This window comes from Rhizobium oryzihabitans, assembly GCF_010669145.1.
Classification (GTDB): Bacteria; Pseudomonadota; Alphaproteobacteria; order Rhizobiales; family Rhizobiaceae; genus Agrobacterium; species Agrobacterium oryzihabitans.
The window spans coordinates 2139414-2164889 of sequence record NZ_CP048632.1 but is presented as its reverse complement, the minus strand read 5'-3'; the positions used below and the strand labels follow the sequence as shown (position 1 = coordinate 2164889).

Here is a 25476-nt window from a genome sequence, read left to right as displayed (position 1 = left end):
GGCGGGCGATGGGGCTGATCGTCTATTATTCCAGCCGGTCCGAAAACACGCATCGCTTCCTTCAGAAACTGGGACGACGATTGTTTCGCCTGCCGCTGGGTGCCGAGGAGGAGGTGCCGCATGTGTCGGAACCCTATGTACTCGTCACCCCCACCTATGGGGGCGGCGGCACGAAAGGGGCCGTGCCGAAACCGGTGATCCGGTTCTTGAACGAGCCCTCCAACCGAAACCTCATTCGCGGCGTCATCGCGGCGGGAAACACGAATTTTGGCGCAGCTTTCGCATCCGCCGGAGATATCGTCTCGCGCAAATGCGCGGTGCCGTTTCTCTATCGCTTCGAGCTTCTCGGCACGGAGGAAGATGTCGCCAATGTCAAACATGGATTGGAACGATTTTGGACACGCTGACCTCGAGCGCGCTGCGCAAGGACGCCAAACAGCCGGTAGCCGCAAGCCAGAAACCGGTCGATACTGGGCTGGACTACCACGCGCTGAACGCGATGCTGAACCTCTATGACGCGGATGGAAAAATCCAGCTCGACAAGGACCGCCTTGCGGCGAGGCAATATTTCCTCCAGCACGTCAACCAGAATACCGTCTTTTTCCATAACCTCAGGGAAAAGCTCGATTATCTGGTGACCGAAGGATATTACGAGCAGGAGGTGCTGGACCAGTATTCCTTCAATTTCGTTCGTGACCTCTACGATGAAGCCTATGCCCGGAAATTCCGCTTTCCGACCTTTCTCGGCGCCTTCAAATATTACACCTCCTATACGCTGAAGACCTTCGACGGAAAACGCTATCTGGAGCGTTACGAGGATCGCGTCTGCATGGTGGCGCTGGCCCTTGCGCGTGGCGATGAGCAGCTTGCCCGCGATCTGGTCGATGAGATTATTTCGGGCCGCTTCCAGCCGGCAACACCGACCTTTCTCAACGCCGGCAAGAAAAGCCGTGGTGAGCTGGTCTCGTGTTTTCTGCTGCGTGTAGAAGACAATATGGAGAGCATAGGCCGCTCCATCAATTCGGCCCTGCAGCTTTCCAAGCGCGGCGGCGGCGTGGCGCTTTCCTTGACCAATATTCGCGAATTCGGAGCGCCGATCAAACAGATCGAGAACCAGTCGTCCGGCGTCATTCCGGTGATGAAGTTGCTGGAAGATTCGTTTTCCTATGCCAACCAGCTCGGAGCACGCCAGGGTGCTGGCGCGGTCTATCTGCATGCCCACCACCCGGACATCATGCGCTTCCTTGATACGAAGCGCGAAAACGCCGACGAAAAAATCCGCATCAAGACCCTGTCGCTCGGCGTGGTGATCCCCGACATCACCTTCGAACTCGCCCGCAACAACGAGGATATGTATTTGTTCTCGCCCTATGATGTGGAGCGGGTCTATGGCGTGCCGCTGACCGAGATTTCGGTCACCGAAAAATATCATGAAATGGTCGCCGACAGCCGCATCCGCAAGAAGAAGATCAAGGCGCGTGAGTTCTTCCAGGTCATCGCCGAAATCCAGTTTGAAAGTGGTTATCCCTACATTATGTTCGAGGATACGGTGAACCGCGCCAATCCGATCGCCGGTCGTATCAGCATGAGCAATCTCTGCTCGGAGATTCTTCAGGTCAGCGAAGCGAGCGAGTTAAACGCCGATCTGTCCTATAGCCATATGGGCAAGGATATTTCCTGCAATCTCGGCTCGCTCAACATTGCATCAGCAATGGATTCGGCAGATTTCGGCAAGACGATCGAGACCTCCATCCGGGCGCTGACGGCGGTTTCGGATATGAGCCACATCTCTTCCGTACCCTCGGTGGAAAAGGGCAATGATGCCAGCCACGCCATCGGGCTCGGCCAGATGAACCTGCACGGTTATCTGGCGCGGGAGCGCATCTTCTATGGTTCCGAAGAAGGCGTCGATTTCACCAATATCTATTTCTATACGGTGACCTACCACGCCATCCGCGCCAGCAATCGCCTTGCCGTGGAAAGGGGCCAGAGCTTCAAGGGCTTTGAAAACTCCAAATATGCCTCGGGCGAGTATTTCGACAAATATACCGACCGGGAGTGGCTGCCTGCGACGGAAAAGGTCCGCGACCTCTTCGAAAAAGCCGGCATTTCCATTCCAACGCAGGAAGACTGGAGGGCATTGAAGGAGGCCGTCATGGCTTCCGGCCTCTATAATCAGAACCTCCAGGCCGTGCCGCCCACCGGCTCGATCTCCTATATCAACCACTCGACATCCTCGATTCATCCGATCGTCTCCAAGATCGAAATCCGCAAAGAGGGCAAGATCGGCCGCGTTTATTACCCGGCTTCCTATCTCTCCAACGATAATCTCGAATATTATCAGGATGCCTATGAGATCGGTCCGGAAAAGATCATCGATACCTATGCGGCGGCAACCCAGCATGTCGATCAGGGCCTGTCGCTGACTTTGTTCTTCCGCGATACGGCGACGACGCGCGATATCAACCGCGCGCAGATCTACGCCTGGAAGAAGGGCATCAAGACGATCTACTACATCCGTTTGCGCCAGATGGCGCTGGAAGGCACGCAGGTTCAGGGCTGCGTTTCCTGCACGCTCTGAATTGAGGGACAAGAGAATGAACATTGCCGTAAAACCCGTGTCCCGCATTCGCGCGGTCAACTGGAACCGTATCGAGGACGACAAGGATCTCGAAGTCTGGAACCGCCTGACATCGAATTTCTGGCTGCCGGAAAAAGTGCCGCTCTCCAATGATATCCCCTCCTGGGGAACGCTGAAGCCGGAAGAGCAGAAACTGACGATCCGCGTCTTCACCGGACTGACTTTGCTCGACACCATCCAGAACGGTGTCGGCGCTGTGCGCCTGATGGCGGATTCGGCCACGCCGCATGAGGAGGGGGTACTGTCCAACATCTCCTTCATGGAGGCCGTGCACGCACGCTCCTATTCCTCGATCTTCTCGACGCTCTGCTCCACGCCTGACGTCGATGACGCCTATCGCTGGTCGGAGGAAAACGAGTTCCTGCAGCGTAAATCCGCACTCATCATGCGCGAATATGACAGCGGCAATCCGTTGAAAATGAAGGTCGCCAGCGTGTTTCTGGAGAGCTTTCTGTTCTATTCCGGCTTCTATCTGCCGATGTTCTGGTCAAGCCGGGCGAAGCTGACCAACACCGCAGATCTGATCCGTCTCATCATCCGCGACGAGGCCGTGCACGGCTATTACATAGGCTACAAGTTCCAGCGGGCGCTGAAGCGTCTGGGCGAAAGCGAAAAACAGGAGATCAAGGATTTCGCCTTCGATCTCTTGCTCGAGCTTTATGACAATGAAGCGAAATACACCGAAGACCTCTATGACGGCGTCGGGCTGACCGAAGACGTCAAGCAGTTCCTGCATTACAACGCCAACAAGGCGCTGATGAATCTGGGTTACGAGGCGCTGTTTCCCGCCGAGGCCTGCCGGGTCAATCCGGCGATCCTGTCGGCGCTCTCGCCTAATGCCGACGAAAATCACGACTTCTTCTCGGGTTCCGGCTCATCCTATGTCATCGGCAAGGCGGTCGCGACCGAAGACGAAGACTGGGATTTCTAAAACCGCTATGTCGAAAGGACCCGCAAAAGCTATTGCGGGTTCACCACCTGGCTCGCAAGCCGGAAGGGGCTGGAGACGGTTGCCCCGATTGCATCGAACACAAAGGCGCCCGCGCGGCCTATGCCGTTTTCGCCGTTGCCGTTCCGGCTCGCCTCCAGTTGTGGCACCAGCGACGCCAGTGCCGCATAGCGGTCATGGTTGAGCGGGTCCGACGCCTTCAGATTGGAAATATCCACGAATTGCACGCCCTCTTTCAGGGCAGCTTCCTGCACCTGCGGATCGGTCACATCCAGCGCGCCGATACGGGTGACGTCGGCCCCGAGGATAGAGGAGGCCTTCAGGGCTCGATCGTCTTTGGAGACGAGAACGGTGAGCGGCGGATTGAGCCGTCCCACCACCTCGATCTGCTTGCGGAACACATCGGCGTCGATATCCGGCGCGGCCAGCACGACCTGTAGTTTGGAGAGCACATCGTTCCTGCCTTCGAAGCGCAATTGCCGCAGCGCTTCCATGACCAGCCAGCCGCCCATGCTGTGACCGAACACGACAATGCTTTTTCGCGGTGTCTGCCGGGTAAGGTCGGTCAGCACCATGGCCAGCGCGTCGCGCGAATAGGTCGCTGATTCCTTGTCGGCCACATAACCGGTGACGCTCGCCTGCGACGGCCAGGAAAAGACCAGCGGCACGCCATCCATATTGGCGTCGGCGGCCATTTGTGCCGCGCGGAACAGGGCCTCCTGATAGCTGTAATTATAGCCATGGACAAAAAGGGCGATCTGTTTGCCAGACCGCGTGACATCTCCAAGATCTTCGTTGAAGCGTGCTTTCGTCAGTGTGTCGGCCTTGGTGACCACAAAATCCTTTTTCGGGTCAGGCTTGCCTTTGGACCATTCTATATTTCCGCTTTTATGGTCGGGCGGAACGGAAATATCGAAGCGTGCATAGTTGGGCTCGGCCGCGCGCTCCGCGGTGAAGCCCTTTTTGGCTTCCTTGTTTCTTTCCCGCGTGCTCGCCACATAGGCGGTCACGATTTTCGCGTCGCCGGTCTTGGTATTTATGGCCTGTAGCACATCCGCCCCCGGCCTGCCTGCGCAGGATGAAAGAAGGCCGAGAGCGAGAAGGAGCGATAAGATCAGGCGCATGAATGGGGTTACCGGTGATGAGGACCGGCTCATAAATAACCGGGCGCTAAAAAAGTTGCTACTGGAGAATGGATTGCGTTGTTGGGCAGGGTCTTCGATATGGGAGGGACGTTCCCCACCTTGCTATCCGGCGATGTTCGTTTTAGGCCGTACAGATGACGAATAAGGTGTCGCTTTTACGGCTGAAACTCACGGACTTCCGCAACTATGCGGCAGCGTCGCTCACGCTTGATGACCGCCATGTGGTGCTGACAGGCGACAACGGTTCCGGCAAAACAAATCTCCTCGAGGCGGTGTCCTTTCTTTCACCGGGAAGGGGCCTGCGCCGCGCCACCCTGTCCGATGTCACTCGCGTCGGTGCGGAAGCCGTCGGTTTTTCGATTTTTGCGGATGTGGATGGCATGGATGGCGAAGTTGCCATTGGGACCGGGATCGAAGGTGACGGTGAGGTGGTATCGCGTCGCCTGAGGCTGAACGGAACATCGGTGAAGTCGGTCGATGAATTGACGGATCATCTGCGTGTGCTGTGGCTGACGCCCGCCATGGACGGTCTCTTTACCGGCTCGTCCTCGGATCGCCGGCGTTTTCTCGACCGGCTGGTGCTGTCGCTCGATCCTGCCCATGGGCGGCGGGCGAGCGATTTCGAAAAGGCCATGCGCGGCCGCAACCGCCTGCTTTCTGAAGGCCGTTTCGATCCGGTCTGGCTGGACGGGATAGAAAAGCAGATGGCGGAACTCGGCATCTCCATGGCTGTCGCCCGTTATGAAATGCTTGGCCTTTTGAAGAACCTCATCGAAGGCAGAGCGGGCGACGCGGCCTTCCCATCGGCGGCGCTTTCGCTTTCCGGTTTCATGGACGACATGCTGAACCGGCCGGCCGTTGATCTCGAAGACGAATATGGCCTGATGTTGCGTGAGGGCCGGTATCGTGACGCCGCAGCCGGCCGCACGCTCGATGGTCCGCACCGCGTCGATCTCTTCGTGCGCCATGCGGAAAAGAACATGGAAGCCGAACGCTGTTCAACAGGGGAGCAGAAGGCGCTGCTGGTGGGGCTGGTGCTTGCCCATGCGCAGCTTACCGCAAATATGACCGGCCATGCGCCGGTTCTGCTGCTGGACGAGATCGCCGCCCATCTGGACGAGGGAAGGCGTGCCGCCCTGTTCGATCTCATCCACGCACTCGGCGGCCAGAGTTTCATGACCGGAACGGATGCGGCGATGTTCTCCGCCCTTGGCGAGCGGGCGCAATTCTTCAATGTTTCTCACGGGAGCATCATGGCATGACGGCAGAGAGATGGAGTGCGACATGGACCCGCTGAGCCCGGAGGAAATCGAACGCTACAAGCGCCACATTCTGTTGCCGGAAATCGGCGGTGCCGGGCAGCAGCGGCTGAAAGCGGCGCGCGTGCTGGTGATTGGTGCCGGCGGTCTCGGCGCCCCTGTCCTTCATTATCTGGCCGCCGCCGGTGTCGGCACGCTCGGCCTCATTGATGACGATGTGGTGTCCCTCTCCAATCTCCAGCGGCAGGTAATTCACGATAGCGGCACTATCGGCGAATTGAAAACCGCAAGCGCCCGTGCAGCCATCGCCCGGCTCAACCCGCATGTCCGCACCCTTGTGTATGAGGAGCGGTTTTCTGAGGTCTGGGCGCATGACCATCTGCCATCCTTCGATCTCCTTATTGATGGCTCGGATAACTTTGATACGCGTTATGCCGCAGCCGACGCCGCAGAAGCCGCAAAACGGCCGCTGGTCACGGGTGCCGTCGGTCGTTTCGATGGTTCTGTGACGGTGCTCAAACCCTATGAGGCGAGTGCCGATGGCAATCTTTTGCCGGGTTACCGCGATCTGTTTCCCGAGCCGCCGCCACAGGGCCTTATTCCGAATTGCGCCGAAACGGGCATTGTCGGGGCGCTGACCGGGGTGATCGGCACCATCATGGCCATGGAGGCGATCAAGGTGATCACCGGTGCCGGGGAGCCGTTGATCGGCCGCCTGCTCCTTTATGATGCCCTGTCAGCCCGTTTCGAAACCGTGCGGTACAAGCGGCGGCTAGCGGAAAAGAAACCATGATCGCGATCGCCAAGATCGGGGAAGAATTCAGTCGCTGGCAGGAATTGCTGGCGCTCATCATGTCCTCCTTCGCCTATATGGATGGCGTCATCGACCCGCCATCCTCAGCCCATCGCCTGACGCTTGAAAATCTGGCGGAGAAGGCGAGGGTGGAGATCGCCTTCGTGGCGCTTGATGGCGATGAGATTGTGGGCTGCCTGTTTTGCCGGCCGGAGCCGCCGGCCTGTCTTTATGTCGGCAAACTCTGTGTTTCCCCGAACGCGCAGGGAAAGGGCATCGGCAGCGTGCTTCTGGAACAGGCCGAAGCGCTGGCCCGCGAATTGGCGTTACCGGCGCTGCGGCTGGAAACTCGTATCGAGCTTATCGCCAATCATGCCAAATTCGCCGCCTGGGGTTTCGTCAAGACCGCCGAAAATGCCCATCCCGGTTATGACCGCACGACTTCGATTGAAATGACGAAATTTCTCGGCTGAGACCGTTCCGTTCCGCCCGGCAAAGTCTATCGCAAAAGACCGGACTGAAGCATTTGGGAGAGAAAGACGGAAGAGACACGGTCAAGTCCCGTCTGTGACTGCACTTCGGCCGATCCGACCCGCCAGACGCCTTTATCCGGACCTCTGACGAGCTGAATTTCCGTAGCGACCTTGTGGGTGAGCGGAGCCGACTTCGTGGCCGCCACCATCTGCTTCATGAGTTTCGCGGAAGGCATGCGGGTTTTATCGCCAATATCCTCCGCATTTGCGGCTGCCTTCAGCCGCTGGAATGCAGGCCCGACATCCGGCAGGGAGCAGTTCATCTTTACCCGCGCCACAGAGAGACCGGTGGGCGATTGGGAGCCGATACGCGCGGGTTCGGCCTCGCAGCGCACCCGTTCCGTGCTGGCGACCCAGAGCCGTGCGAACTGGTCGGACTGCTCCTTCGTGGTTCCCTTGGGAGCGTGCATACCCTTGTATTTGCGCTGCCATGCAACGGGGTTGGAAACCAGATCCATGTCGGTGTAGCGCTGCCCGTTACCCGACGATCCCCATTCCTTGCTGAGGCGAACCATGCTGGCGCGATCAAAATTCAGCCAGGCGCGATAATAGAGTTCCGCGGTTTCCTCGGGTGAGGGCGGGGCAGCGCGGGCCGGACCGCTAATTAGAACGATGAGGACCGATATGAGCAGCAGAAACTTCGCCTGGATTGCCATTGAACTCCCCTCCGATGTGACGATCAGACACGGCTTGCCTGAACCGGTTCAGTTTCGCCCCGGCAGCACCCTGTTGGGCGGGCGATGGCCGTCGAACAGCGTGCGGATGTTGATAATGACCTTGTCGCCCATTTCGATGCGGCCTTCGATCGTCGCCGAACCCATATGCGGAAGCAGCACGACCTTGCCTTCCTTGGCGAGCTTGATGAGCTTTGGGTTTACCGCAGGCTCGTTCTCGTAGACATCGAGCCCGGCGCCGGCGATCTTTCCTTCGCGAAGGCACTGGATCATCGCCGCCTCATCGATGATGTCGCCGCGCGCCGTGTTGACGATGTAGCTGGTCGGCTGCATCAGCGCGAGCCGCCGCGCCGAGATCAGGTGATAGGTTGCCGGCGTTGAGGGGCAATTGACGGAGACGATGTCCACCCGCGCCAGCATCTGGTCGAGGCTGTCCCAATAGGTCGCCTCAAGCTCCGTCTCGGTGGCCGGATTGACGCGTTTGCGGTTATGATAATGGATGGAAAGGCCGAAGGCCTTGGCGCGTCGCGCAACCGCCGTGCCGATACGGCCCATGCCGACAATGCCGATGCGCTTGCCGGAAATGCGCCGGCCGAGCATCCAGGTCGGTGACCAGCCCAGCCATTCATCCGCGCCGTTGGCGAGAACGCGTGTGCCTTCGATCATGCGGCGCGGCACGGCAAGCGCCAGCGCCATGGTGATATCGGCGGTATCTTCGGTCAGCACGTTAGGGGTGTTGGTGACGGTGATGCCCTTTCGGGCGGCGGCGTCCACATCCACATGGTCGATGCCGTTGGAAAAGCTCGCAATCAGCTTCAGCTGTGGCCCGGCCTTGTCGATCATGGCGGCGGTAATGCGGTCGGTCACGGTCGGCACCAGAACATCGACCCGCTGCATGGCGGCCACAAGCTCGTCTTCGCTGCGCTGCGTATCATCGATGTTCAGTTCGGCATCGAAGAGTTCCCTCATTCTGGTTTCGACGACGTCAGGCAATTTGCGGGTGATATAGACTGTCGGTCTCTTCTTGTGGGTCATCGTTTGCCGCTGCCTTGTTCAGAAGTCATTAACCAGAAAGAGCGATAATTTCTTTCAATCAGGGCGTTTCTACCAGACCCACCGGCGAAGACAAACAAATCTCGCTGAAGCTTGAGGCATGTGGAAACGAGCCTCCTCGAATATCATCCGGTTTGCAGAAGGCGGGAAACGGAAATGGGCATGCGCAGTGTGGTTTCTATCGTTTGCATTGCATTGTCTTTGGGCCTCCTTGGCGCGGCGACCGAAGCCATGGCGCAGGGCGCTGCCAAGGGCGCAAGCGGCCTGCCTCTGCCGCGGTTCGTCAGCCTGAAATCAAAGCGCGTCAACATGCGCATCGGCCCCAGCACGGATTATGCCGTCTCCTGGATGTATCTGAAATCGGGAATGCCGGTGGAAATCATCCAGGAATATGAAAACTGGCGGCGCATCCGTGATGCCGACGGCACGGAAGGCTGGGTCAACCAGGCGCTGCTTTCGGGTGAACGCACGGCGGTTGCCGCCCCCTGGATGCGCGGCAAGGGCAAGGAAGTCTACGTGAACATGCGCCGCGATGCGCAGTCGGGCGCTGCCGTCATCGCCCGGCTGGAGCCGGGCGTCGTCTTCAGGATAGGCGAATGCAACGGTGACTGGTGCCGCGCCGAGGCCGGTCAGGCCTCGGGCTGGGTGTCGCAGGGCGAAATCTGGGGTGCTTACCCCGGCGAGGCCTTTAAATAAGGCCGTGTTTCGCGCCCAGAACCTTCAGGGATGACATGGGGCGTGGCCCGACCTGTTGAATAACGGCGGCGGCGGCGAGGCAGCCGAGTTTGCCGCAATCTTCCAGAGACCGGTCCTGCGTGTAGCCGAACAGGAAGCCGGCGGCGAAAAGATCGCCCGCACCCGTCGTGTCAACGACGTCATGCACCGGATAGGCGTCCACCTTCACGCGTTCCGTACCGCGCAGGATGACGGCGCCTTCTTCGCTCATCGTCACGGCTGCGATCTTGCAATCGGCTGCGATTTTCGTCAGCGCCAGTTCGAAATCGTCGGTTTCGTAAAGCGAAAGCGCTTCCTGCTTGTTGGCGAAAACAATGTCCACCGTGCCGGAACGCATCAGGTCGAGAAATTCTTCACGATAGCGGCCGACGCAGAAACTGTCGGAAAGCGTCATGGAGACTTCGCGGCCGTTCTCATGCGCAATGCGGGCGCATTCGCGAATGGCGTCCTTGGCGCGCGGCGGGTCCCACAGATAACCTTCGAAATAGGTGACTTTCGTATCCGCCACCACATTCTCTTCGACGTCTTCCGGACCGAGATCCACGCAGGCGCCGAGATAGGTGTTCATCGAGCGTTCGCCATCCTCGGTGACGAAGATCATCGAACGGGCGGTCGGCGGAAACGTCCCTTCCGGTTTGGTTTCGAAATAGACGCCCTGCGCGCGGATGTCGTGCTGGAAGATTTCTCCAAGCTGGTCTTCGGCCACCTTGCCGAAATAGGCGGCCTTGCCGCCGAAATTCGCCACGCCTGCGGCCGTGTTGCCCGCACTTCCGCCGGATGCCTCCAGAGCCGGTCCCATCAGCGAATAAAGCAGTTCGGCCCGCTCCGCGTCGATGAGGTTCATCGCACCCTTGGTAATGGCATTGTCATTCAGGAACTGATCATCGCAGCGGGAAATGATGTCGACGATGGCATTGCCGACAGTCAGTACGTCGAATTTCGTCATGGGCCTATCCGTTTGGCGGTGGGTATTTTCCGAATGGTCTTAAACATTTCTGGCTTCAAGAAAAGCCCATGAGGGAAATATGCCGTTCTCCACGAGAGAGCGAGATGCGTCATTTGCCTGTAATATGGTTAAGCTATCTCTCCGGTCAGAGCAAAAGGTGTGTGAATACGGACCTGAATGGAAGACATGAGGTTTTCTGGCTCCACCGTTATCTCCGTCACGGATGTACTGGCGGCATATAACGGATATGACAAAAGGCGGGGGAAACCCCGCTTTTTCTTTTGGCTCATTGCCTCCGCGCCATGGACTGAGCGGGGAGAAGCTTCGGCACATGCGCCTCGCCGTTGGGCTCCGGTAGCATGAAGGTTCTTCCGCATTGCATGAAAACAGGGCGGCATAGCGTTTTCGCGATTCCATTCCCTCGGAAAACGCTCTAAAGCGGAGTATCTCCCGCAAAGCCGCGAAAGCTTTCCCTCCATGTCTGCCGTTGCCGCGAACGTCGCTCCCATTTTCATTCTCATCCTGATCGGCTGGCTCACCGTCAAGGCCGGTCTGTTCAGGGCCGATGCCGGCGAGATTCTCAGCGATTTCGTGTTCAAGATCGCCGTGCCGACCCTGATCTTCCGAACGCTCGCGGAAGCGAATTTTCACGGCGCATCGCCTTTTCGCTTATGGCTCACATATTTTGCGGGTGTCGCCGTAACCTGGACGGTCGGCCATATCGTCACGCGTTATGTCTTCAAGCAGGATGTCCGCATCGCCGTCATAGCCGGCATATCCTCGGCCTTCGCCAACAATATCTTCATCGGTCTGCCGCTCGTCGGGCGGTCCGTGGGGGATGAGGGGCTGGTCGCTTTGTCCATTCTGCTGGCCATCCACCTGCCGGTCATGATGATCGCCGGCACGATCCTGATGGAGAACGCCACACACAAGGCGGTTGGCGGCGAAAAGCGCAGCACGGCTGCGGTCTTCAAGCAGGTGGGCCGGAACCTCGTCACCAATCCGCTGGTGATAGGACTTTTCATCGGGCTTTCCACCAATGTTTCCGGTGTGACGCTGACGCCTATCCTCAAGACCGTGGTTGACCAGATCGCCTCCATGGCGGGACCGGCGGCACTTATCTCGCTCGGCATGGCGCTGACGAAATATACCATTCGCGGCAATCTCGGGATCGCCGTCACCATGACGGTTTTCAAGCTGCTGCTTCTACCCGCCTGTGTGTGGGCCATGGGCCACGCGCTCGGCCTCAGCCGGGAATGGACAGCCGCGCTGGTGCTCACCTCTTCCGTGCCGACGGGGGTGAACGCTTGGCTGATCGCCAACCGCTTCGGTATCGGCCACAGCGTTGCGGCCTCCACCATCAGCATTTCCACGGCGACAGGTGTTCTTTCCGTGTCGCTGTGGGCATGGCTGTTGAGCTGATTATTCTGCGGACTTGATTACTTCTGGGCGCTCAGGATTTTGAAGCGCGCGTTGCGGCATACCTCGGCGCTGGTGCGGAATTCCGCCGCGAGCACCGGCTCATAGGGCATGCCGCGATTGGCAACCATCAGCAGCTTTCCGCCGCTGCGAAGCGCGCCGGCCGCAGCCTTGATGAAGGCCTGACCGAGTGCGGGTTCCGCTGCCTGTCCCGCTGCGTGGAAAGGCGGGTTCATGATGATGAGGTCGTATTTTTCCTTGGGCGGCTCGTTTGCCAGATCCTGCCAGAAGAAGCGCGCCGTCAGCCGCGGATTATTTTCAAGAAGATTGGTCTTGGCGAATTCGAGCGCATTCCAGTCCGCTTCAAAAAGATCGATGCGGGCCGTGCGCGGTGATTTTTCCGCAAGCATGATCGAGAGATAACCCCATCCTGCGCCAAAATCGGCAGCATTGCCGTCAAAGTCGGTCGGCAGGCGCGATGCGAGGAGCTCCGAACCGTCATCCACGCGATCATGCGAGAACATGCCGGGCATGGCGGTGAAACGGCCAGCGACCGTAACGGAATGCTGGGCGAGCTTCGACACGGCAAGCGAAACATCGTCCGGCCGCCTGAACCAGACGGCGACGCCGTGATATTTCGGCGTTGATTCCGCTTCGATGCCAAGCTTTGCAAGCGTCTTGCGCAGGGTCAGAATGCCGTCTTCCTTCGATCCGGCAGCGACGATGAGGCCACCGGCTTTCACGCGCGAAAGTGCTTCGGCAATACGGTTTTCGTTTTCGCCACGGTGTTTGCCGCACAGCAGAAGCGCGGCATCGTAGTTCTCGCCCGAAACATCGGGTGTGACCTGCGCACCCTGCGCCTGCAGGGGCCGGTAGAGCGGCCTCAGATGCTGGACCGCGACGATCTCCGCATCAAAACCGTCCAGCCGTGGGCCGGCCTCTGCTCCCAGAAACAGAACGCGCTCGCCCTCTTTCGGCATGTCGAGCATTTCTGCGGCAAAGGGATGGAAAAGGGTTTTGACTGCGTCACGGCTCATTGGAGCGTCCTTAAGATCGAGCATTTCCAGTAAAATTGCGTCGCGGTTTTACGCCCGGAAAATGCGTAAAAACAAATAAGTAGAGCGCTTTCGCGTTTCGGAGAAAGGCGGAAACGCTCTAATAGAAAAAAGGCGCGGGCAAAACCCGCGCCTCGATAGGGTCTGGCGGCGCGGCCTTATTCGGCAGCGGCTTCGCCGTCTTCCTTCTTCTTGTCGGCAGCGACTTCCTGGCCGGTGGCCTGGTCGACAACCTTCATGGACAGGCGAACCTTGCCACGCTCGTCGAAGCCCATCAGCTTCACCCAGACCTTGTCGCCTTCCTTGACGACGTCAGAGGTCTTGGCAACACGCTCGGAAGCAAGCTGCGAGATATGAACGAGGCCGTCGCGGGCGCCGAAGAAGTTGACGAAAGCGCCGAAGTCGGCGGTCTTGACGACCGTGCCTTCGTAGATCTGGCCGACTTCCGGTTCTGCAACGATCGAGTGGATCCACTTGCGGGCCGCTTCGATTTCCTTGCCGGAAGAGGAAGCGATCTTGACGGTGCCGTCATCCTCGATGTTGATCTTCGCGCCGGTCTTTTCGACGATTTCGCGAATGACCTTGCCGCCGGAACCGATGACTTCACGGATCTTGTCGACCGGAATGTTCATCACTTCGATGCGCGGTGCGAATTCGCCGAGCTGGCCACGGCTCTCGGTGATGGCGTTGGCCATTTCACCGAGGATGTGCTTGCGGCCACCCTGTGCCTGCTCCAGAGCGATCTTCATGATCTCTTCGGTGATGCCGGCGATCTTGATGTCCATCTGCAGCGAGGTGATGCCATCGGCAGTACCGGCGACCTTGAAGTCCATGTCGCCAAGGTGGTCTTCGTCACCGAGGATGTCGGAGAGAACCGCAAAGCGCTCGCCCTCAAGGATAAGACCCATGGCGATACCGGCAACCGGCTTTGCCAGCGGAACGCCGGCGTCCATCAGTGCAAGCGAGGTGCCGCAAACCGTTGCCATCGACGAGGAGCCGTTGGACTCGGTGATTTCGGAAACGACGCGCAGCGTGTAGGGGAACTGTTCCGCAGTCGGCAGCATCGGGCGGATAGCGCGCCATGCGAGCTTGCCGTGACCGATTTCGCGACGGCCCGGGGAGCCCATGCGGCCTGTTTCACCGACCGAGTAGGGCGGGAAGTTGTAATGCAGCAGGAAGCGTTCCTTGTACATGCCGGTGAGGCTGTCGACATACTGCTCGTCTTCGCCGGTGCCGAGCGTCGCAACAACGATCGCCTGGGTTTCACCACGGGTGAACAGTGCCGAACCGTGCGTGCGGGGCAGAAGGCCGACTTCCGAGATGATCGGACGAACGGTCGACAGGTCGCGGCCATCGATACGGCTCTTGGTGTCGAGAACGTTCCAGCGAACGATCTTGGCCTGAAGGTGCTTGAAGACAGCGCCGATTTCTTCCGGCGTATACTTGGCTTCGCCTTCTTCCGGCAGGAAGTGCGCCTTCACCTTCGCCTTGACAGCGTCGACGGCAGCGTAACGGGCAGCCTTTTCGGTGATCTTGTAGGCATCGCGCAGTTCGGCTTCGGCGAGCGCCAGCATTTCGTTTTCGAGCGCGGAGAAGTCTTCCGGTTCGAATTCGCGGGGTTCCTTGGCGGCAACTTCGGCGAGCTTGATGATCGCGTCGATGACCGGCTGGAAGCCCTTGTGGCCGAACATGACGGCGCCGAGCATGATGTCTTCGTTGAGTTCCTTGGCTTCCGATTCAACCATCAGAACAGCGTCGGAGGTGCCGGCGACAACCAGATCGAGAGTGGATTCTTCCATTTCGTCGAGATGCGGGTTCAGAACGTATTCGCCGTTGATGTAGCCAACGCGCGCGCCGCCGATCGGGCCCATGAACGGGATGCCGGAAAGCGTCAGTGCTGCGGAGGTGGCAACCATCGACAGAACGTCCGGGTTATTTTCCAGATCGTGCTGGATGACGGTGACGACAACCTGCGTGTCGTTCTTGTAGCCTTCCGGGAAGAGCGGGCGGATCGGGCGGTCGATCAGGCGCGAAACCAGCGTTTCGTTTTCGCTCGGACGGCCTTCGCGCTTGAAGTAACCACCGGGGATCTTGCCGGCCGCGTAGGTCTTTTCCTGGTAGTTGACGGTGAGCGGGAAGAAGTCCTGGCCGGGCTTCGGGGACTTTGCGGAAACCACGGTCGCGAGAACCATCGTCTCGCCGTAGGTTGCGATGACGGCGCCGTCAGCCTGACGGGCAACCTTGCCGGTCTCGAGCTTCAGCGGGCGGCCTGCCCATTCGATTTCCACGGAGTGTTGATTGAACATATCTTGTCCTTGTTTGTACTTGCCCGCCTTGTAGGGGCAAAGAACGACTCAATCACGGGCAAGACAGCCGGAGGCTTTCGAAGTCCAAGCATCCGGCAATCCTGCCCCATGACAGGTCTGCGGTTGAAAAGGCGACACCGGCCCATCCGGGGCTACCTTATCGTCCGGGGCCATAGATGTGGCAAACGCCCGGAAATTCACGATGACCTTCAAAAGGCCGGATATAAAAACCGGCGGGTATCTTTGCGAAACCCGCCGGATAAGGTTTTAGCGGCGAATGCCGAGAGCACCGATCAGCTTGCTGTAACGGGCTTCGTCCTTCTTCTTCAGATAGTCGAGAAGCGAACGACGGCTCGAAACCAGCGTCAGAAGGCCACGACGGGAGTGGTTGTCCTTCTTGTGGTCCTTGAAGTGACCGGTGAGGTTGTTGATCCGCTCGGTCAGGATAGCGACCTGAACTTCCGGAGAACCGGTGTCGCCTTCCTTCGTTGCATATTCCTTGATGAGGGCGGCTTTGCGCTCTGCAGTAATCGACATCGGACGATCCTTTCTATTTTAAGGAAAAATGGGACGCCTAGAGCCGGGATGTCGTCCAGCTCAGGCCATTCGGCAGCAAAGGCAAAGCCCAAGCTGGCGCTGCCTATAAACTATTCCGGGTACAATTGAAAGAGGCGATTGACTGCGCCTCCCAGAGCGTTTCCAGGAAAGGTGTGAAGCGGTTTTCAGTTGGGGAACGCATAGGCGAATAGATGGAGCCGTTTCAGCCGAAAACCCGCTTCGGCCGGAATTCTCCCTCGCCGATCTCGCCGATGGCGATGAGCTTGCCATGTGCGGTGGCATAGGCTTCCGGATGATTGGCCGGCGCATCGCGCCCGCGCAGCAGGATCGGGTTGCCCATTTTCAGCCGGTGCGCCTGGTCGTCGTTGATGATGAGGCGGGGAAGGGCGGAAAGCGCCTCCGCCGTATCGATCAGAAACGCGTCCAGTGCTTCAAGCCGCTCGTCGCGATCTTCGATCGCTTCCAGCGCCGTCAAGGTCTCGAGCGGCACCATCATGTCCTCGCCGAACGGCGCAACCATGGTACGCCGCAATTGCGAGATATGGCCGTAGCAACCGAGATCTCGGCCCATGTCGCGTGCGAGTGCACGCACATAGGTTCCCTTGCCGCATTCCACCTCGAAATGGGCGGTGTTGGCATCGGGGCAGGCGAGCAGTGTCAGGCGGTGAATTTCCACTTCGCGTGCCGGGATTTCCACGGTCTCGCCGTCGCGCGCCAGATCATAGGCGCGCTCGCCGGCGATCTTGATGGCGGAAAACTGCGGCGGCGTCTGCATGATCACGCCGGTGTAATTGGGCAGAATATCGCGGATCGCCTGTTCGTCCGGGCGCTGGTCGGAGGAATTGACGGCCTCGCCTTCCAGATCGTCGGTCGTGCGCTCCTCACCCCAGGTGACGGTAAACTCGTAGATTTTCCGGCCGTCCATGACGTAGGGAACGGTCTTGGTGGCATCACCCAGCGCAATCGGCAACATGCCGGAAGCCAGCGGATCGAGCGTACCGGCGTGGCCGGCCTTCTGGGCGTTGAACAGCCACTTGATCTTGGAAACGGCTTCGGTGGAGCCGAAATCGAGCGGCTTGTCGAGAATGAGCCAGCCCGAAATCGGGCGGCCCTTGGGTTTGCGGTGCTGCTGTTTATGTGGTTTGGACATGCTTCAGTTCTGTTCGTCGTCTTTTTCGTTTGAAGGTCCAAGATCGCGCTGCACCTCCGGTGACCGCAGGAGTGCGTCGATCTTCTGGTAATTGTCGAAACTCGTATCGTCGCGGAAACGCAGTTCCGGCATGTATTTCATTTGCCGCAGCTGGGGGCCCAGACGTCCGCGCATGAATTTGGCGTGGCGGTTGAGGGCGCTGATGATGTCGGTGTGATCCGCAACGCCAAGCGGCGTCACGTAAGCGGTCGCGATCTTGAGATCGGGCGACATGCGCACTTCCGAGATGGAAATGACGGTGCTTTCGATCAGGTCGTCACGGACTTCACCGCGCTGGAGAATCTGGGTCAGTGCGGCGCGCACCTGTTCGCCGACACGCAGCATGCGTTGCGAAGGGGCCGATGATGTTGCTTTTGCCATTGGTAATGCCTCAAACGGAGCGAGCGCCGGTTAAGCCGGCGCCCGACAGAAAAATCCTGTTTTGCGGCGAGACGCTTAGAGCGTTCTCGTGATGTGCTCGACGCGGAAGCACTCGATGGTGTCGCCGGCGCGGATATCTTCGTAGTTTTCGAATGCCATACCGCACTCCTGACCAACAGGCACTTCGTTGACTTCGTCCTTGAAGCGCTTGAGGGTCTTGAGCTTGCCTTCGTGGATAACGACGTTGTCGCGCACCAGACGCACACCCGCACCACGTTCCACCTTGCCCTCGACGACGCGGCAACCCGCGACCTTGCCGACCTTGGTGATGTTGAACACCTCGAGAATTTCGGCATTGCCGAGGAAGGTCTCGCGACGTTCCGGCGAAAGCAGACCCGACATCGCCGCCTTCACGTCATCCACCAGATCGTAGATGATGTTGTAGTAGCGGATTTCGATACCGGCGCGTTCGGACGCCGTACGTGCCTGTGCGTTGGCGCGAACGTTGAAGCCGATGATCGCGGCGTTCGATGCCTCGGCAAGCGAGATATCCGATTCCGTGATGGCACCAGCACCAGAGTGAACGACACGAGCGCGGACTTCGTCTGTGCCGAGCTTGTCGAGCGAAGCGATAATGGCTTCGACCGAACCCTGCACGTCCGCCTTGATGACTAGCGGGAATTCCTTCAATCCCGAAGTCTGCAACTGGCTCATCATCTGTTCCAGCGAGCCGCGCTGACCGGTCTGGCGGGCGACAGCCTTGTCGCGTGCCAGACGCTGGCGGTATTCGGAAATCTCGCGGGCGCGGCTTTCGTTTTCGACAACCGCAAAACGGTCACCGGCCGACGGCGTGCCGGAAAGGCCGAGGATTTCGACCGGCATGGCCGGACCGGCTTCCTTGACGTGTTCGCCCTTGTCGTTGACGAGCGCGCGCACACGGCCCCACTGGTCACCGGCAACGATGATCTGGCCGGGCTTCAGCGTACCCTTCTGCACGAGAACGGTGGCGACGGCGCCGCGTCCACGGTCCAGCTCGGCTTCGATGACCGTGCCTTCTGCGGTGCGGCTTGGATCTGCCTTGAGATCGAGGATTTCCGCCTGAAGCAGGATCGCTTCGAGCAGCTTGTCGAGATTGAGCTTGTTCTTGGCCGACACTTCGACGTCAAGAACTTCACCACCCATCGATTCCACGAAAACTTCGTGCTGCAGCAGCTGCTGGCGAACCTTTTCAGGGTTTGCCTCGTGCTTGTCGATCTTGTTGATCGCAACGACGATCGGAACACCGGCAGCCTTGGCGTGATTGATGGATTCGATCGTCTGCGGCATCACGCTGTCGTCTGCGGCAACAACCAGCACGGCAATGTCAGTCGCCTGCGCACCACGGGCACGCATTGCCGTAAAGGCGGCGTGGCCGGGGGTGTCGATGAAGGTGATCTTCTGGCCGTTCTTTTCGACCTGATAGGCACCGATATGCTGGGTGATGCCACCGGCTTCGCCAGCAACAACATTTGCCTGACGGATGGCGTCGAGCAGCGAGGTCTTGCCGTGGTCGACGTGACCCATGATGGTGACCACCGGCGGACGGGAAACCATCTCGCCTGCGTCGTCAGCCTGGTTGAAGATGCCTTCTTCAACGTCGGATTCAGACACGCGCTTGACGGTGTGGCCGAATTCGACGGCGATCAGTTCCGCCAGATCGGCGTCGATCACGTCGCCCGGCTTCATCATCTGGCCTTCCTTCATCAGGAACTTGATGACGTCGACGGCCCGTTCGGACATGCGCTGCGACAGTTCCTGAATGGTGATGGTCTCAGGCAGGATGACTTCGCGCATGACCTTTTCGCGGGTTTCCTGCATCTGGCTGCGGCGGAATTTCTCCTGACGGCGGCGCATGGACGCCATGGAGCGGCCACGCGGCGTGCCGTCTTCATCCAGATTGGACGAGGTGACGGTGAGTTTGCCACGACGGCGTTCTTCTTCCGTCTTCAGGCGGGCGGCGGGCTTGGCCGGAACCGGAGCTGCGACCTTGCCGCGGGCCGGAAGGCTGCTGCCGCGACGCGCACCGCGATCGTCCTCGTCATCACCACCAGCGCGACGTCCGCGCGGAGCGACGGTTTCAGGCGTGCCAGGAGCGGAGCGGGGAGCGGCGGCTGCAGGCTGGGGACGGGCATCGGCGCGTGGCGCCGGTGCTGCGGCCGGTGCCGGCTTTTCATCGGCCGGTTCGGATTTTGCTTCAACGGCAGGCTGGCTAGCCGCCACCTTTGCGGCTGCAGCTTCCTCGATGGCGCGGCGTGCTGCCTCTTCCTTTTCGGCGGCGAGGCGGCGTTCTTCCTCGACCTTGCGACGCGCTTCGTCTTCGGCGCGCTGCTTGGCTTCCACGACATCGCGGGCTTGCGCTTCCATCAGCGCGCGGCGACGGGCTTCCATCTCTCCTGCTGAAAGGTCGTGCAGAACATTGCCGCGTGGCCGGTCAGGCTGGCGCTGCTGGGGTGCGGACGAGCCTGGACGCTGCTGCGACTGGGAAGAACCCGGGCGCTGCTGCTGGCCACCTGGCTGGTGAATACGCGGCTGGGGAGCCTGCGGACGCGGCGCCGAAGGCGCCGGGGCTGCTGCTACAACCGGCTTCGGTGCTGCTGCAACAGGCTGAACCGGCTTCTCGTCTTCGGGACGCAGGGGGCGGCGCTTGCGTGTTTCCACGACAACCGCGTTTGTGCGACCTCGACCCATGTCCTGCCGCACGGTGCCCTGATTCATCCCGCCCGGTTTCAGGGTAAGAGTCTTCTTGGCCGGCGCATTGAGTGTCTTGTCGTCGTTGTTGTCGGTCATTCCGTTCCCGTTCCTTCGGACGAAAACCGGATGACGTCCATCAGGCCTCGTCGTTCAATTGCTGCATCGGAACGCGGCGACCGTTCATGTTCGGTAACCGCGTCATTGTTCTGTCCGGGCAGCGTCGCGTTCCGCCTCAGGCTGACCGCCAAGGCGGTACTGCTCAAGCATCTTTGCGCGCTTCACTACACCCTCACCCGCCTGCCCCGCAAGCGCGCAAGCATGGATAAAAGCATTCTGGCCCATCAACTCGTCCATTTCGGCTCCACTGAAGAGCCGGAAAGACGGAATTTCATTGCCGGCATCGCTGCCGAGCGCCCAGGCCTTGCGGGCCTGGTCCAGTTTTCTCACGCCGTCTGCCGCAGCATCGTTCGCGTGGAATACGGCAATCGCGTTCCCGGACCGGACGGCGGCATCGACCTTCGTTGCGCCGCTGATGAACTGGCCCGCCTTGCGCGCCATGTTCATCATTCCGGCAAGCTGCTGCGCCATCAGCCGGTCGAGAAGAGCGAGAAGCTCCGGCCCGGCCTTGACGTCGCGTTTGAGAGCCCGTGCGAAGAGCTTCTTCGCAATGGCTTTCTCGATCAGGGCGCGCTCGGGTTTCACCCAGCAGCCGCGCCCCGGCAATTGGCGTTTCAGATCCGGAACGACGCTGCCGTCCGGCCCTGCGACGAAGCGGATCAGCTCGTCTGGCGATCCGCTCTGCCGTGTCACAATGCACATACGTCCATTGACGTTGCCAGCAAGCCGCCCGTCCTCATCGGTTTCGGGCAGCTCGTCCAGCTCATGCGCCTGCGATGTCATTCCTGTTCGGCGGTATCCGCCTCCTCGGCAGCTTCGAGATCGGCTTCCTCTTCGGAAGCAAGCTCCTCGGCCGTGATCCAGCCAGCCAGAAGACGGGCCTGCACAACCATGTTCTCAGCCTCGACGCGAGATACGTCGAGCTTGGAGAAGATGCCTTCGAACTTCTTCGTCTCGCCGTCCTTGCGTTCGCTCCAGCCGACCAGATCGTCCGCAGCGCAACCGGCAAAGTCCTCGATGGTCTTGATGCCGTCTTCACCCAGCGCAACCATCATCTGCGAGGTCAGGCCATCGATCTGGCGAAGCTCGTCGGTAACGCCGAGTTCCTTGCGCTTGGCATCCATTTCGGCTTCCAGGCGTTCCAGATATTCGCGGGCGCGGGTCTGGATTTCATCGGCGGTATCCTCATCGAAACCATCGATGGAGGAGATTTCGTCGAGATCGACATAAGCGAGTTCTTCGACCTGCGCGAAGCCTTCGGAAGCCAGAACCTGGCCGACCATCTCATCGACGTCGAGGGCGTCCATGAAGAGTGCCGTACGCTCGTTGAATTCTTTCTGACGGCGCTCGGATTCTTCCTGCTCGGTCATGATGTCGATATCCCAGCCGGTCAGCTGCGATGCCAGACGTACGTTCTGGCCGCGGCGGCCGATGGCGAGCGAAAGCTGCTCGTCGGGAACGACCACTTCGATGCGCTCGGATTCTTCGTCCAGAACGACCTTGGCGACTTCTGCCGGCTGCAGGGCGTTGACGATGAAGGAGGCCGGCTCCTGGCTCCACGGAATGATGTCGATCTTTTCGCCCTGCAATTCGCCGACGACGGCCTGAACGCGCGAACCGCGCATACCGACGCAGGCGCCGACCGGATCGATCGACGAGTCGTTCGAGATGACGGCGATTTTGGCGCGCGAACCGGGGTCACGGGCAACCGACTTGATCTGGATGATGCCGTCGTAGATTTCCGGAACTTCCATGGTGAAGAGCTTCACCATGAACTGCGGATGGGTACGCGACAGGAAAATCTGCGGGCCACGCTGCTCGCGGCGAACGTCGTAGACGTAAGCGCGCACGCGGTCGCCGTAACGCATGTTCTCCCGCGGAATCATCTCGTCGCGACGGATGATGCCTTCGCCACGGCCGAGATCAACGATGACGTTGCCGTATTCGACGCGCTTGACGGTGCCGTTGACGATTTCGCCGATGCGATCCTTGAACTCGTCATACTGACGGTCGCGCTCGGCTTCGCGCACCTTCTGAACGATCACCTGCTTGGCGGACTGGGCGGCGATACGGCCGAAATCCATCGGCGGCAGCGGATCGGCAATGAAGTCGCCGAGTTTGGCGTCCGGGTTGCGGTCGCGGGCCAGTTCGAGCGGGATCTGGGTCGAATAATCTTCGGCCGCCTCGACAACTTCCAGAAGACGCTGCAGGCGGATTTCGCCGGTCTTGGAGTTGATGTCGGCGCGAATGTTGGTTTCCGAACCATAGCGCGAGCGGGCGGCTTTCTGGATAGCGTCGGCCATTGCGGCAAGCACGATTTCGCGGTCGATGACCTTTTCGCGCGCCACAGCATCGGCGATCTGCAGAAGCTCAAGCCGGTTAGCACTCACTGCCATTTTTCTGTCTCCGTAAGTCGCATAATTGCGTTGGTCGCCCGTTTTCGGGCTTTACGTTGGAATTAGTCTTCGTCTGCTTCGTTTTCGTCGTTCTGGTTTGCGGCGGCGGCCTTTGCCGCCTTGTCTGCCCGCAGCGCATCACGAATAAGGTCGTCCGTCAGAATGAGCTTCGCATCCGAAAGCGCGCTGAACGGAATGATGACTGTCGGCTCCTCGCCATAGGCGATCTGGTCGCGTTCCAGCTTGAAGCCATCCGCATCGACCTCAACGATCTTGCCGCGAAACCGCTTGCGGTTCTCGACCAGAATGGAGGTTTCGACCTTCACCAGATGACCCTGCCAGCGGGTGAAATCCGATTTGCGAACCATCGGCCGGTCGATGCCGGGCGAGGAAACTTCGAGATGATACGCTTTATCGACCGGATCTTCCACATCAAGAACAGGTGAAATCGCCATCGAAATGGCTTCGCAGTCCTGAACGGTCATTGTTCCGTCTTCGCGCTCAGCCATGACCTGAAGCGTCATGCCGTTCTGGTTGGAGAGCCGCACGCGCACCAGAAGATATTCCATGCCCGTCAAAACAGGCTCGATGATCTCAGCGATGCGCTGATCGATGCCCGTTTCGGTTATCAGTCGCGGTTCATATGTGGTGTCTGCCATCTGGCCTTCCGGTCTTTGATTTTTCGCCGGGCCCTGAAGCCCGTGGTTTCCGGTTCGCCTAACGAAAAAGAGCGGAGCCTTGCGGCCCCACTCTTCATCAAGCGATCAAGAATTTCACTGGTCATATAGACCCATCGGGGCAGGATTGCAAGGTTTTCGCAGGCAGCCCCACTTCGGTGACGCCCCGGCCATATTTTCACCCTTACCGTGTCGGAAAGGCTGGCATGATTGTCGGCACTGTCTATAGTTGCCGTTTGATAGATCGCAGTTGCATTAAGTGGACTGATCGTGCCTGACCGTAAATCGCCACTCACGCCTTTAAGGCATTTGACTTACAGACGAATCTGGGTCGCCAGCCTTGCCTCGAATTTCGGTGGACTGATCCAGGCGGTTGGTGCCGCATGGATGATGACGTCGCTGTCGAGTTCGGAAAACATGATCGCGCTGGTGCAGGCCTCCACCTCGCTGCCGATCATGATGTTCTCACTCATTTCAGGCGCGCTGGCTGATAGTTTCGACCGTCGCCGCATCATGATTTCCGCGCAGTTCCTGATGCTGACGGCCTCCGTTCTGCTCACGGTTTTTGCCTGGTCCGGCTGGCTCACGCCCTGGCTGCTGCTCTTCTTCACCTTCATGATCGGCTGCGGCACAGCGCTCAACAATCCGTCCTGGCAGGCTTCCGTCGGTGAAATGGTGCCGCGCGAGGATCTGCCCGCCGCCGTGACATTGAACAGCGTCGGCTTCAACATCACCCGCAGCGTCGGCCCGGCCATCGGCGGCATCATCGTCGCGGCCGCAGGTGCTGCCGCCGCGTTTTTCGTGAATGCGCTCAGCTACTTCGCCCTGATCTACGCCTTGTTGCGCTGGCAGCCGCCGAAATATGCCTCGACATTGCCGCGCGAGCAGCTTCTCGCCGCCATTTCTGCGGGCATGCGTTATGTGGCCATGTCGCCCAATATCGGCAAGGTGCTGGTGCGCGGCTTTCTCTTCGGTCTTTCCGCCAGCGCCATCCTGGCCCTGATGCCGATCGTCGCCCGCGATCTGGTCGAAGGCGGCCCACTGACTTACGGTGTCATGCTGGGCGCATTCGGCGTCGGCGCCATCGGCGGTGCTCTTGTCAGCGCAAGACTGCGTGAGGTTCTGTCCAGCGAATGGATCGTGCGCGTCGCCTTTCTGGGCTTCGCTTTCAGTTCCGGCGTGACGGCGGTGAGCACGAGTGCGATCATCACCTCGCTTGTCCTGACGGTGGCCGGTGCCTGCTGGGTTCTGGCGCTTTCGCTGTTCAATACCATCGTCCAGCTTTCCACCCCGCGCTGGGTGGTGGGACGTGCGCTCTCGCTTTACCAGACGCTGACCTTCGGCGGCATCGCGGTGGGCAGCTGGCTATGGGGCGAGTTGGCGGAAGATTACGGCATTTCCTACTCGCTTCTCTGTTCCTGCGTGCTGATGCTGCTTGGCGTGGTGGTCGGCTTCAAGCTCGCCATGCCCGCCTTCGCCTCGCTCAATCTCGATCCGCTCAATCGCTTCGTGGAGCCGCCGCTACGGCTCGATATCAAGCCGCGCAGCGGGCCGATCGCCATCCTCATCGACTATGAAATCCACGACGAGGATCTCGGCGAGTTCCTGCCGCTGATGGCGGAGCGCCGTCGCATCCGCCTGCGCGATGGCGCACGCAACTGGAACCTGATGCGCGACCTGGAAAATCCGGACATCTGGACGGAAAGCTACCATGTGCCGACATGGGTGGAATATGTCCGCCACAACCACCGCCGCACCCAGGCCGACGCAGAAGCCTGGGACCGGCTGCTCGAGCTTCACCGCGGCAAGACCCGGCCGCGCGTGCACCGGATGATCGAGCGGCAGACCATTCCGCCGACCGACGATATCTTCCACAAACCCCATACCGACCAGCACTGAGAGGCTGGGAGAGGCAGAAAC

The 25476-nt window shown here is 59.7% G+C and carries 22 protein-coding genes; 9 read left to right on the top strand and 13 right to left on the bottom strand.

What is annotated here, in order from left to right; all coding sequences use genetic code 11:
• Positions 1-8 precede the first annotated feature (8 nt).
• From nrdI to nrdF, 3 genes are read left to right on the top strand one after another with little or no spacing between them, the layout of a single operon-like run.
• A complete protein-coding gene (gene nrdI / locus G3A56_RS11285; protein WP_082183347.1) occupies positions 9-407 on the top strand; it encodes a class Ib ribonucleoside-diphosphate reductase assembly flavoprotein NrdI in 399 nt (132 codons plus the stop codon).
• Positions 395-2581 (top strand): class 1b ribonucleoside-diphosphate reductase subunit alpha, encoded by a 2187-nt coding sequence (gene nrdE / locus G3A56_RS11280; protein WP_137067563.1) that lies wholly within the window; start codon positions 395-397, stop codon positions 2579-2581. The genes nrdI and nrdE overlap by 13 nt, the downstream gene beginning before the upstream one ends.
• 16 nt (positions 2582-2597) lie before the next feature.
• Positions 2598-3572, top strand: coding sequence for a class 1b ribonucleoside-diphosphate reductase subunit beta (nrdF, locus tag G3A56_RS11275; protein ID WP_082183349.1), 975 nt, complete (start codon positions 2598-2600; stop codon positions 3570-3572).
• Between the two features lie 29 nt (positions 3573-3601).
• Here nrdF and G3A56_RS11270 read toward each other — a convergent pair whose 3' ends face one another.
• Positions 3602-4714, bottom strand: a complete 1113-nt coding sequence (locus G3A56_RS11270) for an alpha/beta hydrolase (RefSeq protein WP_082183352.1) — start codon at positions 4712-4714, stop codon at positions 3602-3604.
• 155 nt (positions 4715-4869) lie between these two features.
• Between G3A56_RS11270 and recF the strand changes: the two genes are divergently transcribed.
• The 3 genes from recF to G3A56_RS11255 are packed head-to-tail and all read left to right on the top strand — an operon-like array spanning position 4870 to position 7260.
• On the top strand, positions 4870-5997 hold the full coding sequence (recF, locus tag G3A56_RS11265; RefSeq protein WP_082183354.1) for a DNA replication/repair protein RecF: 1128 nt from the start codon (positions 4870-4872) through the stop codon (positions 5995-5997).
• A gap of 22 nt (positions 5998-6019) precedes the next feature.
• Positions 6020-6787, top strand: a complete 768-nt coding sequence (locus G3A56_RS11260) for a molybdopterin-synthase adenylyltransferase MoeB (RefSeq protein WP_082183356.1) — start codon at positions 6020-6022, stop codon at positions 6785-6787.
• Positions 6784-7260, top strand: coding sequence for a GNAT family N-acetyltransferase (locus G3A56_RS11255; protein WP_082183358.1), 477 nt, complete (start codon positions 6784-6786; stop codon positions 7258-7260). The genes G3A56_RS11260 and G3A56_RS11255 overlap by 4 nt, the downstream gene beginning before the upstream one ends.
• Positions 7261-7286: 26 nt before the next feature.
• Here G3A56_RS11255 and G3A56_RS11250 read toward each other — a convergent pair whose 3' ends face one another.
• A complete protein-coding gene (locus G3A56_RS11250; RefSeq protein ID WP_082183360.1) occupies positions 7287-7976 on the bottom strand; it encodes a hypothetical protein in 690 nt (229 codons plus the stop codon).
• 48 nt (positions 7977-8024) lie between these two features.
• The gene (locus tag G3A56_RS11245) at positions 8025-9029 is read right to left on the bottom strand and encodes a 2-hydroxyacid dehydrogenase (protein ID WP_003492931.1); all 1005 of its coding nucleotides are present in this window, start codon (positions 9027-9029) and stop codon (positions 8025-8027) included.
• 180 nt (positions 9030-9209) lie between these two features.
• On the opposite strand from G3A56_RS11245, the gene G3A56_RS11240 reads away from it, so the two are divergent.
• Complete coding sequence (locus G3A56_RS11240) at positions 9210-9743, top strand: SH3 domain-containing protein (protein ID WP_175414384.1); 534 nt, start codon at positions 9210-9212, stop codon at positions 9741-9743.
• Here G3A56_RS11240 and G3A56_RS11235 read toward each other — a convergent pair.
• Positions 9736-10728 (bottom strand): adenosine kinase, encoded by a 993-nt coding sequence (locus tag G3A56_RS11235; protein ID WP_082183365.1) that lies wholly within the window; start codon positions 10726-10728, stop codon positions 9736-9738. The genes G3A56_RS11240 and G3A56_RS11235 overlap by 8 nt on opposite strands.
• Positions 10729-11205: 477 nt before the next feature.
• Between G3A56_RS11235 and G3A56_RS11230 the strand changes: the two genes are divergently transcribed.
• Complete coding sequence (locus tag G3A56_RS11230; protein ID WP_003492938.1) at positions 11206-12150, top strand: AEC family transporter; 945 nt, start codon at positions 11206-11208, stop codon at positions 12148-12150.
• Between the two features lie 17 nt (positions 12151-12167).
• On the opposite strand, the gene G3A56_RS11225 is transcribed toward G3A56_RS11230, so the two are convergent.
• The 9 genes from G3A56_RS11225 to rimP form a co-directional block, all read right to left on the bottom strand.
• Positions 12168-13184 carry a class I SAM-dependent methyltransferase gene (locus tag G3A56_RS11225; protein ID WP_082183368.1) on the bottom strand — a complete coding sequence of 339 codons (1017 nt, stop codon included), beginning with the start codon at positions 13182-13184 and terminating at the stop codon, positions 12168-12170.
• 176 nt (positions 13185-13360) lie between these two features.
• Positions 13361-15508, bottom strand: a complete 2148-nt coding sequence (pnp, locus tag G3A56_RS11220; RefSeq protein ID WP_082183370.1) for a polyribonucleotide nucleotidyltransferase — start codon at positions 15506-15508, stop codon at positions 13361-13363.
• A gap of 267 nt (positions 15509-15775) precedes the next feature.
• On the bottom strand, positions 15776-16045 hold the full coding sequence (gene rpsO, locus G3A56_RS11215) for a 30S ribosomal protein S15 (protein ID WP_003492949.1): 270 nt from the start codon (positions 16043-16045) through the stop codon (positions 15776-15778).
• A gap of 223 nt (positions 16046-16268) precedes the next feature.
• Positions 16269-17216, bottom strand: coding sequence for a tRNA pseudouridine(55) synthase TruB (gene truB, locus G3A56_RS11210; RefSeq protein WP_082183373.1), 948 nt, complete (start codon positions 17214-17216; stop codon positions 16269-16271).
• 3 nt (positions 17217-17219) lie between these two features.
• Positions 17220-17636 carry a 30S ribosome-binding factor RbfA gene (gene rbfA, locus G3A56_RS11205; RefSeq protein ID WP_035241339.1) on the bottom strand — a complete coding sequence of 139 codons (417 nt, stop codon included), beginning with the start codon at positions 17634-17636 and terminating at the stop codon, positions 17220-17222.
• A gap of 75 nt (positions 17637-17711) precedes the next feature.
• Complete coding sequence (gene infB, locus G3A56_RS11200) at positions 17712-20462, bottom strand: translation initiation factor IF-2 (protein ID WP_082183375.1); 2751 nt, start codon at positions 20460-20462, stop codon at positions 17712-17714.
• 102 nt (positions 20463-20564) lie between these two features.
• Entirely contained in the window at positions 20565-21266 is a 702-nt protein-coding gene (locus G3A56_RS11195) for an RNA-binding protein (protein ID WP_082183378.1), read from the bottom strand.
• On the bottom strand, positions 21263-22879 hold the full coding sequence (gene nusA, locus G3A56_RS11190; protein WP_035219707.1) for a transcription termination factor NusA: 1617 nt from the start codon (positions 22877-22879) through the stop codon (positions 21263-21265). The genes G3A56_RS11195 and nusA overlap by 4 nt, the downstream gene beginning before the upstream one ends.
• A gap of 62 nt (positions 22880-22941) precedes the next feature.
• A complete protein-coding gene (gene rimP, locus G3A56_RS11185; protein ID WP_003492962.1) occupies positions 22942-23538 on the bottom strand; it encodes a ribosome maturation factor RimP in 597 nt (198 codons plus the stop codon).
• A gap of 288 nt (positions 23539-23826) precedes the next feature.
• On the opposite strand from rimP, the gene G3A56_RS11180 reads away from it, so the two are divergent.
• The gene (locus G3A56_RS11180) at positions 23827-25455 is read left to right on the top strand and encodes an MFS transporter (protein WP_082183380.1); all 1629 of its coding nucleotides are present in this window, start codon (positions 23827-23829) and stop codon (positions 25453-25455) included.
• Positions 25456-25476: the final 21 nt, after the last annotated feature.

Coding starts and splice junctions, on each gene's coding strand:
- truB (WP_082183373.1), bottom strand. CDS start 17,216: ATGTCCAAACCACATAAACAGCAGCACCGCAAACCCAAGGGCCGCCCG.
- nrdF (WP_082183349.1), top strand. CDS start 2,598: ATGAACATTGCCGTAAAACCCGTGTCCCGCATTCGCGCGGTCAACTGG.
- G3A56_RS11270 (WP_082183352.1), bottom strand. CDS start 4,714: ATGCGCCTGATCTTATCGCTCCTTCTCGCTCTCGGCCTTCTTTCATCC.
- infB (WP_082183375.1), bottom strand. CDS start 20,462: ATGACCGACAACAACGACGACAAGACACTCAATGCGCCGGCCAAGAAG.
- recF (WP_082183354.1), top strand. CDS start 4,870: ATGACGAATAAGGTGTCGCTTTTACGGCTGAAACTCACGGACTTCCGC.
- G3A56_RS11260 (WP_082183356.1), top strand. CDS start 6,020: ATGGACCCGCTGAGCCCGGAGGAAATCGAACGCTACAAGCGCCACATT.
- G3A56_RS11230 (WP_003492938.1), top strand. CDS start 11,206: ATGTCTGCCGTTGCCGCGAACGTCGCTCCCATTTTCATTCTCATCCTG.
- nusA (WP_035219707.1), bottom strand. CDS start 22,879: ATGGCAGTGAGTGCTAACCGGCTTGAGCTTCTGCAGATCGCCGATGCT.
- nrdI (WP_082183347.1), top strand. CDS start 9: ATGGGGCTGATCGTCTATTATTCCAGCCGGTCCGAAAACACGCATCGC.
- pnp (WP_082183370.1), bottom strand. CDS start 15,508: ATGTTCAATCAACACTCCGTGGAAATCGAATGGGCAGGCCGCCCGCTG.
- G3A56_RS11250 (WP_082183360.1), bottom strand. CDS start 7,976: ATGGCAATCCAGGCGAAGTTTCTGCTGCTCATATCGGTCCTCATCGTT.
- G3A56_RS11255 (WP_082183358.1), top strand. CDS start 6,784: ATGATCGCGATCGCCAAGATCGGGGAAGAATTCAGTCGCTGGCAGGAA.
- rbfA (WP_035241339.1), bottom strand. CDS start 17,636: ATGGCAAAAGCAACATCATCGGCCCCTTCGCAACGCATGCTGCGTGTC.
- G3A56_RS11240 (WP_175414384.1), top strand. CDS start 9,210: ATGCGCAGTGTGGTTTCTATCGTTTGCATTGCATTGTCTTTGGGCCTC.
- G3A56_RS11235 (WP_082183365.1), bottom strand. CDS start 10,728: ATGACGAAATTCGACGTACTGACTGTCGGCAATGCCATCGTCGACATC.
- G3A56_RS11225 (WP_082183368.1), bottom strand. CDS start 13,184: ATGAGCCGTGACGCAGTCAAAACCCTTTTCCATCCCTTTGCCGCAGAA.
- rpsO (WP_003492949.1), bottom strand. CDS start 16,045: ATGTCGATTACTGCAGAGCGCAAAGCCGCCCTCATCAAGGAATATGCA.
- G3A56_RS11195 (WP_082183378.1), bottom strand. CDS start 21,266: ATGACATCGCAGGCGCATGAGCTGGACGAGCTGCCCGAAACCGATGAG.
- G3A56_RS11245 (WP_003492931.1), bottom strand. CDS start 9,029: ATGACCCACAAGAAGAGACCGACAGTCTATATCACCCGCAAATTGCCT.
- rimP (WP_003492962.1), bottom strand. CDS start 23,538: ATGGCAGACACCACATATGAACCGCGACTGATAACCGAAACGGGCATC.